Origin of the sequence: Desulfovibrio sp. JY (assembly GCA_021730285.1) — a bacterium.
In the GTDB taxonomy this organism is placed as follows: Bacteria; Desulfobacterota; Desulfovibrionia; order Desulfovibrionales; family Desulfovibrionaceae; genus Solidesulfovibrio.
In genome coordinates, this window is record CP082962.1 from 2172145 (window position 1) to 2186763 (window position 14619).

Sequence of the window (14619 nt, forward strand, 5' to 3'; positions counted from 1 at the left end):
GGATGCATGCACGGCAGCGATCGCAAACTGGCGCGGCTTTTTCACCCCCGGACCGGCAAGACGGTCATCGCGCCCCTGGATCATGGGGTCATGGAAGGGATGCTTTCGGGCCTTGAGGATCTGTCGCAGCTGATCGAGCTGGTGGGCGAATTTCCCGTGCAGGGCGTGATGCTCAACAAGGGGGCCATGCGGGCGCATCTGGGCGAGCTGCCGCTGTACGCCTTGGCCGTGGCCCAGCTTTCCGGCGGCACGCGCCACTGTCTGCCGCCCTATGCCCGCAGTCTCATGTGCGGCGCGGCCGAGGGGCTGCGTCTCGGCGCGGACATGGTGGCGGTGCAGGTCAACATCGCCAACGAACTCGAGGACCGGATGCTGGCCGACATGGGGGCCATCGTGGACGAGGCGCACGGCCTTGGCGTGCCGGTCCTGGCGCTCATCGCACCCAAGGGCGAGCGGGTGGTCAACGAGAACGACCCGAGCCTTATAAACCACTGCATCCGGCTCGGGGCCGAGCTTGGCGCGGACATCACGGGCGTGCCGTATTCCGGGGATGCGCGCAGCTTTGGCCGGGCGGTCGGCGCGTCGAGCGTGCCTGTTGTTGTGACGGGCGGGCCGTCCCGGGCGGAATTTAAGAGTTTCGCATCCATGGTGGCCGAGGCGCTTGCCGCCGGCGCGGCCGGCACGTGCATCGGGCGCAACGTCTGGCAGCATCCCAATCCGCGCGAGGCCTTGCGGCGCATCGTGGAATTGGTGCACGGGACCGAGGAGCTGGAGGCGGCCGAAGCGGCCCTGGCCGCGGTCCGGGAGGCGCGTCAGGCAGCCGAGGCGGGGGAAGGCGACGCCGCGGGCGACGTGGCCGGGGATTGACCCTGCGCGGCCGGGGGACGGGATTTTTCGACAGGCCGGGGCAACCCGGCCTTATTTTTTGGGGCTGTTACGCCGTGGCCTTGATGACGACCAGCGTCACGTCGTCTTCCAGGTGCTCGCCGGCCTTGAATTCCTTTAAGTCCGCCACCAGCGCGTTGACGATGACCGAGGCCGGCCGGTGGGCCTCCCGGCGCACGATCTGCTCCATGCGCTCCTTGCCGTACATGGCGTCCTCGCCGTTTCGGGCCTCGTGGATGCCGTCGGTGAAAAGCACCAGCACCTGCCCGGGGGCGAGCCACGGCCGCCGCGATTCCTCGTAGCGCCACTCGGCCATGGCGCCGAGCGGAATGCCGTTGCCCATGAGCTGCTCGAAGGAGTCCGTGCCCGGGTCGTAGAGCAGGCCCGGGTCGTGGCCGGCCCGGCACCAGACGAGTTCGTGGGCGGTCTTGTCCAGGCGCAGGAAAAAGAGCGTGATGAACCGGCCCGTCATCTGGGTGTCCTGGCACAGCAGGGCGTTGACCTCGGTGAGCAGGTCTCCCGGCCCCGGCCGGTCGATGGCCCGACCGCGCAAAAGCGCCCGGCCCGTGGCCATGAAAAGCGCCGCCGACACGCCGTGCCCGGTCACGTCGCCCACCACGATGTCGGCATGGGCCGCGTCGTCCTGGGCGAATTCCAGAAAATCGAAATAGTCGCCGCCGGTCTCGTCGCAGTAGAGGCTCAGCGCCGACACATCCATGCCGTCCATGGCCGGCGGCCGTCCCGGCAACAGGTTTTGCTGCACCTCCATGGCCAGGTTCATGTCGTTTTTGAGCTTCACCCGTTCGAGGAGCTGGGGGGCCATGTCGTTGAACGCCCGGCCGAGATCGCCCAGTTCGTCGCTGCCCCGCACCGGCACCCGGGCCGAAAAGTCCCCGGTGGCCAGCTTTGCCGCCGCCGCCGCCAGATCCTTGACCGGTCGGGTGACGGTCTTGGACGCGGACAGGGCGATGACGACCACCACGCCCACGGCCGCCAGCACGAACCAGCCGATATCCTTGAGCAGGCCATCGATCGCGGCCAGCACGCGGTGCTCGGCCCGTTTGGCGTCGTTGATCACCACCGATCGTGGCGCGGCCAGGGCCACGGCCAGTTGTTTGTCGCGAATGGGCGCGTAGGCGAAAAGCGTGTCCCGGCCCTTGTAGTCGAGCCGCCGTACTCCGGACCGGCCCGCTTCCAGGTCGGCGATGACGGCGGCCAGGGCGTCCCCGTGGGGCGAGTCGATGCGTTCGAGCTCCACCGGCGCGGTCCAGTCCTTGGTTTTCTGGGTATAGTCGCGGCAGGCCACGATCACGAGTTCCGGCTCGCCGGAAACGGTCTTGCGGCTGACCGAGACCACCATGGACTGCATCTTGTCGCTCCAGGCGTTGGACAGGTCGCTTTCGAGAAACAGGTCGCCCATGGGGATGTCGAGGCCGGCGACGCCGAGCACCTTCCCGCTCGGCGCGCGCAGGGCCAGGGCCATGGTGGCCAGCACCTGGCGCGTGACGGCGTCGGTCATGATGTCCCAGGTGATGCCATGCGACGTGGCGGCGTTTTGATACCAGGCCCGGCGGCGGGGATCGTAGTCGGCCGGATAGCCGCCGTGGCCGGGATAGGCGCAGTGCAGCCCCGAGTCCAGGCCCACGTAGCCGAACAGCATGAGCTTTTTGTGGCGCGCGAAAAGGGTGCGGTAAAAGGGCAGCATGTCGGAGAGGGCCCGCATCTGCGGCAGGGCGCGCTCGCGCGTGAGCCCTGGGGCGAGGTGGAAGGCCAGGGCGTCGTAGCTGGCCGAGACGTTCGTGCCGGGAATCTCGCTCAGGCTGTGCTTGGGCACGACCCCGGCGTCGAAATCCGTGTCCAGATACAGGGGGGGGATGGGCTTTTCCCAGGCGGCTTCCCGCAGGTCCCGGGCGGCCTCGTTCACGGTCAGGGCCAGGGAGGTTTGCAGCAGGTCGAGGGTGTCGGCGAAGTTTTCGCCCAGCATGTCGGCGGTCTGGCGCAACTCCTTGCCGGCATTGACCTCCAGGGCCATGGCCGCGCGTTCGGAAAGCTCACGGCCCAGCCGGTCGGTCTGCCGCCAGGCGTAAAAACCCAGGGCGCACAGGGGCGTGACGACCATCACGAGCAGGAATACACAGAATTTCGACCGAATGCGCATTTCCCGCTCCCCGGGTCCCGGTTGCTGGAAACCTGTCCGCGTGCCCTTTCCCGGCGGAGGTGCCGGCGGCAGACGATCAGTCTTCCTTTTTGAGTTCCTTAAGCGTCTTGGAGTAGGCCGTAAACACGTGCTGGCGGCCGAGCATGCCAAGCACCGTGTTGGGCTTGTCCGAGGCCACCACGGGCAACTGGCTCAGTTCCGTTTCGATAAAAAGCATCACCGCGTCGTACAGCGACATGTCCGGATGGATCACCACCACCGGCCGGGCCAGTTCGCCGACCAGAACCAGGTTGTGCAGGCATTCCTCGAACAGCACGTTGCGCACGTCCTGCAGGGCCAGGATGCCGGTAAGCACCCCTTCGCTGTTTTTGACCGGAAAGACCATGGCGCTCGTGCCGGAAATGATGTGGGCCAGGGCTTTCAGGGTGACGCTGTCCTCGAGGATGGTGGTGCGGCTCGGGGTGAAGACGCTCGAGACCGGCACGCCCTCGAGGATGTTGTTGGTGGCGTCGGCCACGTGGGCCGGGGAGGCGAATTTGTTGTCCACCTGGTTTTCGTAGAGGTGGATGTCGTCGCAAAGGACCAGCGCGATGGCCGAGCACAGCATGAGCGGCGCCAGCAGGCCGTAGCCCTGGGTGATCTCGCAGACCATGATCAGCGGGCCGATGGGGGCATGGGCCACGCCGGCGAAAAAGGTGGCCATGCCGACCATGGTGTAGCCGCCGGGCTGGGACACGATGTCCGGGCGCAGCCAGTGCCCGGCCTGACCCACGATGCCGCCCGCCGCGCCGCCCAGAAACAGGGCCGGGGCGAACATGCCGCCGGAAAGCCCCGAGCCCATGGTCAGCGACGTGGCCAGCACCTTGCCGAAAAAAAGCCCGACCAGAAACGTCAGCCCGATCTGCCCGTTGACCGACAGCTCCAGCCAGCCGTAACCGCCGCCGAGCAGTTGCGGGTAGTACATGCCCAAAATGCCCATGCCGAGCCCGCCGAGCACCATGGACGACGTCCAGCCGAAGCGTTTTTGTATCTCGCCGAATACCTTGAACTTCATGAAGAAGAACGTGCCGAGGAAAAACCGGGCCCCAAGCGATACGACAACGGCCAGGACCAGGTAGAAGGGCAGCTCCATGGGGTTGTCGAAGACGTAGCGCGGGGTATGGAGGATCGGGGCCACGCCGAAGAAAAAGGAGAAAAGCGTGTGGGCCACCACGGACGAGACAACGGCCGGCAACAGCGCCTCGGCCTCGAAGTCCTCGGAATACAGCACTTCCACGGCGGTGATGGCGCCGCCGAGGGGGGCGCGGAAAATGGCCCCGAGTCCCCCGGCCGCGCCGGCCAGAAGCAGGATGCGCCGCTGGCGGGTGGTCAGGTGCAGCAGGCGGGCCAGAAACGAGCCCAGGCCCGCGCCGAGCTGGGAGATGGGACCTTCCTGGCCGGCCGAGCCGCCCGACGCGATGGTGCAGATGGCCGTGGCACCTTTTATAAGCGGCACGAGCGGACGGATGATGCCGGATTTCTTGTGGAAGGCCCGGATCATGGCGTCGGTGCCGTCGGTGACGCCGCTCATGGCCTCGGGAATGAACTTGGTCGCCAGCAGGCCGGTAATGAGGCCCACGCTGGTGGTGAAGACCGGGATGAGCCAGGGCCGGTAGGGGCCGGGCAGGGTCTGCTCCATGGCCTCGCCGGCCGGATGGGGCAGGGACAGGCCGGCCAGGGTCACCTGGAGGAAGTTTTGCAGTTTGTCGAGGCCGAGGAAAAACAGCACGGCCAGGGTGCCGGAACCAAGGCCGGCGATGACCCCGAGCACCAGCCAGCGCATGAGGCTGATGCGGGTGTAGCGGCGGGTGAGGCGTCGCCAAAAGATGCGGGGACGGCGGAAAATCGAGGGAAGAATTCGTTTTTGCGGCGGGGTGGCTTCCATGAGTGCGGCTTTGGGGTCAGGGCCGGGCATCGGGCGCGGCCAGAATCATCCGGGCCAAGCCGATGTCTTCCCGTATACGGGCGGCCAGTTCGTCGGGACCGGAGAATTTTTTCTCGGAGCGGATGCGCTGCACGAAATGGACCCGTATGGGCTCTCCGTAAATCTTGCCTTTGAAATCGAGGATATGGGCTTCCACGGACATCTCGAATTCCCCGAAGGTGGGGTTTTTGCCGATGTTGGCCACACCCGGCCGGATTACGCCATCGACCTCGACCCAGACCGCGTAGACGCCGGTTAAGGGCACGAGTTCGTCCTTGAAGGACAGGTTGGCGGTGGGAAAGCCGAGTTTGCGGCCGCGTTTCTGGCCGTGGGCCACCAGCCCGCGCACCTGGTGGAACCGGCCGAGCAGGGGGCGCGCGTCCCAGACCTGTCCGGCCTGGACCATGTCGCGGATGCGGGTGGAGGAGACCACCGCGCCGTTGATGATGACCGGGTCGAGGCGCTCGACGGTAAAGCCCAGGTTCTGGCCGAGGGCGGTGAGCAGTTCGAAGTTGCCCCGCCGGCCCTTGCCGAAGGCGTAGTCGTAGCCGATGACGAGGTGGCGCAGGCCAAGCCCCTCGACCAGGACCTCGCGCACGAAGTCCTCGGGCTCGCGGGCGGCCAGCTCGCGGGTAAAGGGCAGGACCACGGCCACCTGGATGCCTTCCTTCTCGATGCATTCGAGCTTTTGCTCGGTGGAGGTGATGGCCGGCGGGGCGGCGCTGCCGAGCAGCACCTGCCGGGGATGGGGATCGAACGTCAGGGCGACGCTGACCAGGGAGGCGGCGGCGGCCCGGTCGCACACCCGCTGGAGTAATTTGGCGTGACCCATGTGCACGCCGTCGAAATTACCGATGGTCAGGCAGACGCCGCTTAAGGCTTCGTGGATATCCGCGATGCGGGTGACAACAATCATGAGGGTGATCCGGTGGGCAATTGTGGTTGCGCCGTGCCCGCGGCACGTCCGGTGCTACCTCAAAAGAGAGGCGGCTTCAACCGGGGAGATTTTCTCGTCCAAATGAAAAAATGCTGGGGAACGTCATTTTTTGCTTGCCAAGCCCGGCCCGCTTTTATAAAAGCTGTCTTCCGCACTGCCGAAGTGGTGGAATTGGTAGACACGCTAGGTTCAGGGTCTAGTCCTCGCAAGGGGGTGGGAGTTCGAGTCTCCCCTTCGGCACCATAAGAAAGCAAGGCCTCAGGGTAATTCCTGGGGCCTTTTTTTTCAGCCTTTTTCCTCCCGCCGTGAAAAAACGTTCCTCCGGTGTCCGGCGAAGATGACAAATCATTATGCTGACAACTAAAATGCCGCCTGCTAGACCCGCACCGTGAAATTGGCCGCTTTTCCTTCTTCATCGGCTAAGAGGTTTCGGATTATGAGGAAGAATATCGCTGTCACGGTGCTCTCCATTGTTTTTGTTATGAATGTCGGCTCGGGCTACACCCGGAGGATCGATCATCAACTGGCCAGAGTCGAATCCTCGCTGAGCGAACGCTTCGACATCAGGAACTTCACCGAACAGGCCCTCGAGGCCGAACGGAAACTGCGCTCGCGCCTGTCCTTGTCGGCCAAGGCCTGATGCGCCGCAACATCGGAGGGGTCGCACGCCAGGACCCCTCCGGCCACATCCCTCCCGCCGCCGCGTTCCGGCTGGCCAAACTTGACGCCGCCAGCCCGGTTTTTTATCTGCCCTGCCAGAACGAACAGGAAATTGGTGGGATATGGCGCAGAAAACCCGGGCAACCGTCGTCCTTAACCAGGCCGGCGTCCCCTTCACCACCGTGCATTATGCCTACGAGGCCGACTCCCATCACATCGGCCTGCACGCGGCGGCGGCCATCGGCGAGGACGCCTCGCGGGTGCTCAAGACCCTCATGGTGTCCGTCGACGGCAAGCCGGCCTGCGCCGTGGTGCCGTCCGACGGGGAGCTCAGCATGAAACGGGTGGCGGCCGCGTTTGGCGGCAAGTCGGCCAGGATGCTGCCCCCGGCCGACGCCGAACGGGTGACCGGCTACCATGTGGGCGGCATAAGCCCCTTCGGCATGCGCAAGAAAGTCCCCACCGCCATGGAAGAGGCCGTTTTCAGCGAAGCCTCCGTGGTGATCAATGCGGGCCAGCGGGGGGAGATGGTGCGGCTGGCGCCCGAGGACGCCCGCCGGGTGCTCGGGGCCGTCCGCGCGCCCCTTTTGGCCTGAAACCGCGCCGCGCTGGCCGGAAGACGGATCGGAAGGCGTCCGGCATCGGACAGAGCATGGAAAGCGATCCGACCCTGATTTTCGATTCCATCCGGGAACAAGGGCTGCCCAGCCACTTTCGCAGCCTCGCCGGTCCCTGGGCCGTCCCCGTCACGACCACGCCGCCCTCGCGCCAGGGCTTGGCGGAACTGCGCGCCTCGGGCAGCGAACAGCCCTCGTCGTCCGAGATGGCCACGACCATCAAGGGCCTGGCCCCCGAGGTCACGGTGGTGGACCTGCGCCAGGAATCCCACGCCCTGCTCGGCGAACATCCGGTCAGCTGGTACGGGCTCAGGAACTGGGCCAATGACGGCAAGTCCCTGCAAGCGGTGGAGTGTGACGAGGAGACCCGCATCGGCGACCTGCCCCCCTGCGGCGAGGCGGCGGTGTCGCGGGTCATTTCCAAGGACCCGGACGGCGCCTTGGCCGAGGTCCGGGTGGAGGAGGTCGCCTACGACCGGGCGCGAAGCGAGCAAGACACGCTTTGCGGACTCGGGCTGGGAACGTTTCGCATCGCCGTGCGCGACCACTCGCGGCCGTCCGACGCGGACGTTGATCGCTTCATCCGCTTCGTCCGGGATCTGCTGCCGGATACCTGGCTCCATTTCCACTGCCACGCCGGCGACGGGCGCACCACGACCTTTCTGCTGCTCTACGACATGCTGCGAAACGCCGCCGTCCTTGGCCTGGAGGAGCTGGCCGCCCGCCAGCATCTGATCGGCGGCATCGACCTGCTCCACACGCCGCATACCGGCTGGAAGGGCACGCTCTACAACGAACGGGCCGCCTTCGTCGGCCGCTTCCACCACTACGCCGGCACCAGGGATTTCCGCCGGGTGCTGTGGACGCAATACCTGGCTTCCGCCTGACGGCGCGTCCCCACGCCGGAACGCGCGTCCGTCTTTGCGACCTTGAGGCGGCCTAACCGCCGATGCCGACCGTGGGCACGTATTCCCCGGCCAGGGCGGCCCGGGCCAACACTTCCGCACGGGTGTGCGGCGCGACGCCGGTCATGGGATAGGGCCGGTCGAGTTGGCGCCACTTTGATTCCCCCAGACGATGGTAGGGCAGGATGTCGAAGCCTTGCAGGCGCGGCAACCCGGCGGCGAACCGGGCCGTGGCCGTGACGTTGGCTTCGCTGTCGTTGGCTCCGGGGATGAGCGGCAGGCGCAGGCGCAGTGTCGCCCCGTTGCGGCTTAAGCGCTCGATATTCTCCAGAATGCGCTCGTTGGAAACCCCGGTCAGTTCGCGGTGACGCGCGCTGTCCATGTGTTTGATGTCGCACAGAAACAGGTCAACGTCGTCGAGCAGGCCGGCAAACGAGTCCCAGGGCGCGTGGCCGCAGGTCTCGATGGCGGTGTGCAGCCCCCGGGCCTTGGCCTCGCGCAGGCAGGCGCGCAGGAAATCGAGCTGCAAGGTCGGCTCGCCGCCGGAAAAGGTCACCCCGCCGCCAGAGACGGTGTAGAACTTCGCGTCCCGGCACACCTCGTCCATGACTTCCCCGGGCGTCAGGTAGCGGCCGACGATGGTCATGGAGCCGGCATAGCAGGTGGCCACGCACTCCCCGCACAGGTCGCAGGCGTCGCGGTCGATGACCACCGTTCCGTTCTCGGCGAAGCGGATGGCGTTTTGCGGGCAAAGCGCCATGCACTTCACGCAGGAAATGCAGGTGTGGGCGATGCGCATGATCTCCGGGGCCGGGTTCATGGATTCGGGGTTCTGGCACCACCGGCAACGCAGGGGGCAGCCCTTGAGGAAAACCAGGGTGCGGATGCCGCCGCCGTCGTGCACGGCGAAACGCTGGATGTCGAAAACAAGGCCCGTGGGACCGGGACGGTCGCGGTCGGCCAGACTGAAGGAGTGCTGTCGCTGCTTCCAATTCATGCGCGAACCTTTGCGGAAGGAGGGGGAGGAGTTGAGAGAGATGAGAGGTGCGAGAGGGGAAACCCTTTCAAGAAAGGGTTCTCCCCTCTCGCGCTCTCCCCTTCCTAAAGTTTTTATCGTTATGCCTATTGTTGCTAACAATTTGTTATCGTTAAAAGTCTTTGGAAAGGGGGTCTGGGGGAAGAACCTTTCTTCAGAAAGGTTTTCCCCCAGACTTCTCTCTCCAATAGTCTGTTAAAACGTCTGCTCGGTACGGGCGATGATGTCGTTTTGGAGCGACTTGTCGAGGGCCGTGAAGAAGGCGCTGTAGCCGGCCACGCGCACCACGAGCCCCTTGTAGGCGTCGGGGTTGGCCTGGGCGTCGAGCAGGGTTTCGCGGCTGATCACGTTGTACTGGACGTGGAAGCCGCCGTTTTGGAAGTAGGTTTCGGTCACGGCCTTGAGGTTGTCGAGGCCGGTGTCGCCTTCCAGGGCCGAGGGGTGGAACTTCTGGTTCAGGAGCGTGCCGTTGGAGGCGATTTCGTGGTCCAGCTTGGCCACGGACAGCACCGAGGCCGTGGGGCCGCAGGTGTCGCAGCCGGAGATGGGCGACACGCCGTCGGCGAGCGGCGTCCAGGCCTTGCGGCCGTCGGGGGTGGCGGCCACCACCGACCCCAGGGGCACGTTGGCCGAGGCCGGGTAGAGCCCGGGCTGGAACCTGCCGCCGCGCGGGTTCTCGTAGCGGTTGACCTCTTCGCAGTAGATGAGCGCCGCGTCGTGGGCCAGGGCGTCGGCGTAGTCGTCGTCGTTGCCGTACTTGGGCGCGCGGTTGAGCATCATCTGGCGCATGTCCTCGCGGCCTTCGAAGTTCGTGGCCAGCAGTTCGCGCAGCTCGGCCATGGTGAGCGCCTTGTCGTCGAAGACCAGCTTCTTGATGGCGGTCAGGCTGTCGCCGGCATTGGCCACGCCCACGCCCTGGGGGCCGGTGAAGTTGTAATGCGCGCCGCCTTCCTGGAGCGATTTGCCCGAGGCGATGCAGTCGTCGACCAGGGAGGAGAGAAACGGCAGGGGGCAGCGCATGGCGTGGGCCATGTCCACGGCGTTGTCCGCCGAGGCCATCAGCCGCACGAAGTAGGCGGTCTGGGCCTTGTAGGCGGCCATGACGTCGTCGAAGGTCCTAAACGTCTCCAGGCTGCCGGTCATGGGGCCGATCTGCTTGCCCGTGCGCTGGTCCACGCCGTCGTTTAAGGCCAGCTCCACCACCTTCCCCATGTTGAAGAAGGCGGCGTCGTGCCAACCCTCGGTCTTGCCGCCGACCTGCGGCTCCACGCAGCCGATGATGCCGTAGTCGCGGGCGTCCTCGCGGGCCAGTCCCCGGGCGAGCAGGGCCGGGATGATGACCCGGTCGTTGTAGTAGGCCGGGTAGCCCATGCCCATGCGGGAAATCTCCGCCGCCTTGCGGTAGAGCGCCGCCGGGGTGCCCTCGTGGATGCGGATGGACAGCGACGGGGCGTAGAGCTTGGTGTTGGCCGCAGCCTGCAGGCACATGAACGACAGGTCGTTGGTGGCGTCTGATCCGTCGCGCTTTTGCCCGCCCACGATCAGGTTCATGAACATGGGGTAGCCGGCGAAGGCCATGGTCGAGGTCTCGTCGCGCACCTTGTTGAGCTCGGAGAACTTGATCCACAGCTGGTCCAGGAGTTCCTGGGCCTTTTCCGGCAGCAGGCGCTGCTTTTCGCGGGCGTAGTAGGGATACATGTACTGGTCGAAGCGCATGGGCGAGATGGAATGGCCGTTGGATTCGATCTGGATGACCAGATGGACGAACCAGAAAGCTTGCAGGGCCTCGTGGAAGGTCTCGGCGGGGCTGGCCGGCACCTTGCGGCAGATCCGGGCGATTTCCTTGAGTTCGTCGGCCCGCAGCGGATCGTCGCAGGTGGCGGCCAGCTTTTCGGCCAGCTCGGCGAACCGGCCGGCAAAGGCGATGACGGCCTTGTTGGCGATGATCACCGCTTCGAGGAAATGGCGTTTTTTCAGCTGTCCGGCGTCGGCGTAGTCCAGGACGGCCATGGCTTTCGCGGCGGCGTCGATAACGCTTCCTAGTCCCTGGCCGATGGCCTTGGCGTAGTCCACGGAGATGTGCCCGACGCCGTTATAAAAATAGTTGCCCACGGTGTAGATCACGTCGTTGTGGGCTTCCAGGGCTTCGGGCGGCATCATGGCGGCGGCGAATTCGTTGGTGGTCCTGCCGTCCCAGTAGGCGAAGGCCTGGCGCAGCTGGGCCTTGGTGTCCTCGGAGATGCGGAACACGTCGGCGGTGCGCTTTTCCAGCCGGTCGAGTTCGGATTCGACCCATTTGCAGGAAAATTCCGGGAAGATGGGGGCGCTTCTGGGCTTGCCGGCCTGGTTGCCGACGAGAAGCTCCCCGTCCTGGATGAAGATGGACATGTTGGCCAGGATCTTCTCCAGGGCCTTGGCCCGACGCAGGACCATGGGCAGGGCCTCGGTCTCCTTGTAGGACTCGGTGATGAGCACGGCGCGTTCGGGGCAGATGGCCGGTTCGGTGGCCACGAAGCGTTCCAGGGCTTTTTCGATGCGTTCCGTCGGGCCATGGGCTTCGGGCATGGTCAACGTGGGGTGCGTGGGGGCCTTGCGGGCGGTTGTGACCTGTTGCTGGGACATGGGTTCCTCCGGGAAGGGTGTGTATGAAGCGGCCGGCTGGCCGCGGGTGTGCCTGGGCCGTTAAAACGCGTTTTGCCCGGCGGTGGCGCAGGCCGTATCCTCGGCCACGGAACCGCCGCTGACGCCGATACCGCCGACGACCTTGCCATCCTTTACAAGGGGCAGGCCGCCGCCGAAGGTGACGATGCGCCCGCCCGAGGCCCGGCCGAGGCCGAAGAGTTCCGCCCCGGGCTGGGCGAGTTCGCCGATGGTGGCGGTGTCGGTCTTGACGGCCACGGCCGAATAGGCCTTGTCGCGGGCCAGCTCGAGGCTGACGAGCAGGGCGTCGTCCTGGCGGTCCAGGGCCACGAGGTTGCCGCCGGCGTCGACCACGGCCACGACCATGGGCACGCCAAGGGCCAGGGCTTTTTCCTTGGCCGCTTCGATCAGGCGGCGGGCGATTTCGAGGGTGACGGGCATGGGGCGTCTCTCCTTGGTGTTGTTCGGACGATAGATCAAAGGACGTTCCATTCGCCAAAAGTCGTGTATCGACGGCGTTTAGGTCCTGTGCCCGACCGGTCACGAAGCATTATTGGTTGCGTGACGCAACCTGGGTTGACAAGATGGATCGGGGAAGAAAGCGCTCGCGTGCGAAAGACTGGCAAAAGAGGCGGTTACGTCTGTCAACGCAGGTTGTCGCCGCATCGGCAGGTTGTCAGCGTTGGTTGCGCGACCGGGCGGCCTGGCCCGGACAGGCGGAAAGAGGCGGGCCCGGGCGCTTGAAGAGGGCCGGAAAACGGCCAGCCGGAGCGGCTGGGGGACGGGTGACGCTGGCCCGTTTCATGCTTGGAGAAAAAAGCGTCGGCAGGTGGCCCGAAAAGGGCGGCGTCAACGACCAAGCGGAGGAAGATGGCCCATGGAATCGGGGGAACAGACGGAGCGGCCCCAGCGTCCGGGGCAAGTGATCCTGCTGCGGGAACTCGAAAGCCTGCGCGCCCGTATCCGCGAATTGGAGGCGGACAGCGGGCTTTATCCCCTGGGCGATCCGCCGCGTCCGGGCTTTCGCTGGCCCGGGACGGACGGCAAGGGCGACACGCTTACCTTTCGGGACATCTTCAACGTGGAGGCGATCCAGGAAATCCAGGACGCCTTTGCCGCGGCCACCAACGTCGCCTCCATCATCACCGACACCGAAGGCCGGCCCATCACCCGGCCGAGCCGCTTTTGCCGCCTGTGCCGCGAGGTGGTGCGCCGCACGCCCAAGGGACTTTCCAACTGCATCCGCTCCGACGCCTCGTTCGGCTCCACCGATCCGCTGGAGCCGATCATGCGCCCGTGCCTGAGCAGTGGGCTGTGGGACGGCGGCACGAGCATCTATGCCGGCGATCGCCATGTGGCCAACTGGGTGGTGGGGCAGGTGCGCATCGAAACCGGCGACGACGACAGGGCCAGGGCCTACGCGGCCGAGATCGGCGCCGACGAGGCGCATTACATGGATGCCCTGGCCGAGGTGCCGGTCATGACCCGCGACCAGTTTCTGACCGTGTGCCGGGCGCTTTGCCTGATCGCCCACCAGATTTCCAGCCTGGCCGAGAAGAACTATCTCCAGGCCCAGGCCATCGAGCTGCGCCGCCGGGCCGAACTGGCCCTGCGCGAAAGCGAGGAGCGGTTTCGCCAGCTTTCGGAAGCCACCTTCGAAGGCATTTTCATCCACCAGGGCGGGACCATCGTCGACGCCAACAAGGCCGGCTGCGCCATGTTCGGGCAGGGCCCGGCCGCGCTCATAGGCCGGGAGGTGGATACGCTGCTGGCTCCGACCGACCGCGACCAGGACGTCCCCTGCGACGACGCGGCCGGGGCGGACGCCTGTCTGGCCCGGTTCGTCGGCCCGGGTGGCCAGGAGCGCACCTGCGAGGTGCGCGAGCGCGATATCGCCTACCAGGGCGGGGCGGCCCGGGTGCTGGCCGTGCGCGACATCACCGAGCGGGTGCTGGCCGACAGGGCGGCCAAGGAAAAGCAGCAGCAGCTCATCCAGGCCGACAAGATGGTTTCGCTCGGCGTGCTGGTCGCCGGCATGGCCCACGAGATCAACAACCCCAACAGCTTCATGACGTTAAACCTGCCCATGTTGCAGGAGATCTGGGAGGACATCAGCCCCATCCTCGAAGCCTATTACCGGGAAAACGGGGATTTTCTGGCCGGGGGCCTGGAATATTCCGAACTGCGCGACATGCTCCCGGACCTGCTCGCCCGGATGTACGAAGGGGCCACCCGCATCCGGGGCATCGTCGGGAGCCTCAAGAATTTTTCGCGCCGCGCCCCGGACGACTTCAAATGGGACATCGACATAAGCGACGTGGTGCGCAATTCCCTGCAACTGGTCGACAACCTCGTGGCCAAGAGCACCAACCGCTTTACGGTCTCTTTGGCCGAGGGCCTGCCGGCCGTAACGGCCAATCCGCAAAAGCTGTCCCAGGTGGTCATAAACCTGCTGGTCAACGCCTGCGAGGCCCTGACCAGCCGCGACCAGGCCATCCGCGTGGAGACCCTGGCCGATGCCGCTGACGGCTCGGTGGTGGTGCGGGTGACGGATGCCGGCTCGGGCATCGCGCAGGAGATCGTCTCCAAGATCATGGACCCGTTTTTCACCACCAAGCGCGAAACCGGCGGCACGGGCCTTGGGCTTTCGGTTTCCTCCAACATCGTCGAGGAGCATGGCGGCCGGCTGGTCTTTGCTTCCGAGCCGGGGGCGGGTACACGGGTGGAGATGCGCCTGCCGGTGTGCGGACGCGGTCGGGAAGGGGCGGTGTGATGGGGCGCGGCGAACTCCGGCGGGAGACGGACAAGGAAGTGGCGA

The 14619-nt window shown here is 65.9% G+C and carries 11 protein-coding genes and 1 tRNA gene; 6 read left to right on the forward strand and 6 right to left on the reverse strand.

The annotated features are described in order from the left end of the window. The first annotated feature begins 6 nt into the window (after positions 1-6). Positions 7-867 carry a fructose-bisphosphate aldolase gene (locus K9F62_09670; protein ID UJX42920.1) on the forward strand — a complete coding sequence of 287 codons (861 nt, stop codon included), beginning with the start codon at positions 7-9 and terminating at the stop codon, positions 865-867. A gap of 67 nt (positions 868-934) precedes the next feature. On the opposite strand, the gene K9F62_09675 is transcribed toward K9F62_09670, so the two are convergent. The 3 genes from K9F62_09675 to K9F62_09685 form a co-directional block, all read right to left on the reverse strand. Beyond that, entirely contained in the window at positions 935-3043 is a 2109-nt protein-coding gene (locus tag K9F62_09675; protein ID UJX42921.1) for a SpoIIE family protein phosphatase, read from the reverse strand. A 76-nt stretch (positions 3044-3119) separates the two neighbouring features. Continuing rightward, complete coding sequence (locus K9F62_09680; protein UJX42922.1) at positions 3120-4967, reverse strand: chloride channel protein; 1848 nt, start codon at positions 4965-4967, stop codon at positions 3120-3122. A 16-nt stretch (positions 4968-4983) separates the two neighbouring features. Continuing rightward, complete coding sequence (locus tag K9F62_09685) at positions 4984-5922, reverse strand: bifunctional riboflavin kinase/FAD synthetase (protein ID UJX42923.1); 939 nt, start codon at positions 5920-5922, stop codon at positions 4984-4986. 177 nt (positions 5923-6099) lie between these two features. Between K9F62_09685 and K9F62_09690 the strand changes: the two genes are divergently transcribed. The 4 genes from K9F62_09690 to K9F62_09705 all read left to right on the forward strand — a co-directional run bounded on the left by K9F62_09690 (position 6100) and on the right by K9F62_09705 (position 8107). Beyond that, a tRNA-Leu gene (locus K9F62_09690) sits at positions 6100-6186 on the forward strand. Positions 6187-6379: 193 nt separating this feature from the next. Then, entirely contained in the window at positions 6380-6583 is a 204-nt protein-coding gene (locus K9F62_09695) for a hypothetical protein (GenBank protein UJX42924.1), read from the forward strand. Between the two features lie 142 nt (positions 6584-6725). Then, positions 6726-7199: a Cys-tRNA(Pro) deacylase gene (gene ybaK, locus K9F62_09700; protein UJX42925.1), complete on the forward strand. Its 474-nt coding sequence runs from the start codon at positions 6726-6728 to the stop codon at positions 7197-7199. 56 nt (positions 7200-7255) lie between these two features. Further along, a complete protein-coding gene (locus K9F62_09705) occupies positions 7256-8107 on the forward strand; it encodes a phosphatase (protein ID UJX42926.1) in 852 nt (283 codons plus the stop codon). Positions 8108-8159: 52 nt separating this feature from the next. Here the strand turns inward: K9F62_09705 and K9F62_09710 are convergent, their stop codons facing one another. The 3 genes from K9F62_09710 to K9F62_09720 form a co-directional block, all read right to left on the reverse strand. Further along, on the reverse strand, positions 8160-9122 hold the full coding sequence (locus K9F62_09710) for a glycyl-radical enzyme activating protein (protein UJX42927.1): 963 nt from the start codon (positions 9120-9122) through the stop codon (positions 8160-8162). 234 nt (positions 9123-9356) lie between these two features. Beyond that, on the reverse strand, positions 9357-11783 hold the full coding sequence (locus tag K9F62_09715) for a glycyl radical protein (GenBank protein ID UJX42928.1): 2427 nt from the start codon (positions 11781-11783) through the stop codon (positions 9357-9359). 60 nt (positions 11784-11843) lie between these two features. Next, complete coding sequence (locus tag K9F62_09720) at positions 11844-12242, reverse strand: heme-binding protein (protein ID UJX42929.1); 399 nt, start codon at positions 12240-12242, stop codon at positions 11844-11846. A gap of 436 nt (positions 12243-12678) precedes the next feature. Here K9F62_09720 and K9F62_09725 point away from each other — a divergent pair, with 436 nt between their 5' ends. Continuing rightward, complete coding sequence (locus K9F62_09725; protein ID UJX42930.1) at positions 12679-14574, forward strand: PocR ligand-binding domain-containing protein; 1896 nt, start codon at positions 12679-12681, stop codon at positions 14572-14574. Positions 14575-14619 lie beyond the last annotated feature (45 nt).

Excerpts from the sequence above, each read along its gene's own strand:
- K9F62_09680 (UJX42922.1), bottom strand. The coding sequence starts at position 4,967 with ATGGAAGCCACCCCGCCGCAAAAACGAATTCTTCCCTCGATTTTCCGC.
- ybaK (UJX42925.1), top strand. The coding sequence starts at position 6,726 with ATGGCGCAGAAAACCCGGGCAACCGTCGTCCTTAACCAGGCCGGCGTC.
- K9F62_09675 (UJX42921.1), bottom strand. The coding sequence starts at position 3,043 with ATGCGCATTCGGTCGAAATTCTGTGTATTCCTGCTCGTGATGGTCGTC.
- K9F62_09705 (UJX42926.1), top strand. The coding sequence starts at position 7,256 with ATGGAAAGCGATCCGACCCTGATTTTCGATTCCATCCGGGAACAAGGG.
- K9F62_09685 (UJX42923.1), bottom strand. The coding sequence starts at position 5,922 with ATGATTGTTGTCACCCGCATCGCGGATATCCACGAAGCCTTAAGCGGC.
- K9F62_09715 (UJX42928.1), bottom strand. The coding sequence starts at position 11,783 with ATGTCCCAGCAACAGGTCACAACCGCCCGCAAGGCCCCCACGCACCCC.
- K9F62_09720 (UJX42929.1), bottom strand. The coding sequence starts at position 12,242 with ATGCCCGTCACCCTCGAAATCGCCCGCCGCCTGATCGAAGCGGCCAAG.
- K9F62_09670 (UJX42920.1), top strand. The coding sequence starts at position 7 with ATGCACGGCAGCGATCGCAAACTGGCGCGGCTTTTTCACCCCCGGACC.
- K9F62_09725 (UJX42930.1), top strand. The coding sequence starts at position 12,679 with ATGGAATCGGGGGAACAGACGGAGCGGCCCCAGCGTCCGGGGCAAGTG.
- K9F62_09695 (UJX42924.1), top strand. The coding sequence starts at position 6,380 with ATGAGGAAGAATATCGCTGTCACGGTGCTCTCCATTGTTTTTGTTATG.
- K9F62_09710 (UJX42927.1), bottom strand. The coding sequence starts at position 9,122 with ATGAATTGGAAGCAGCGACAGCACTCCTTCAGTCTGGCCGACCGCGAC.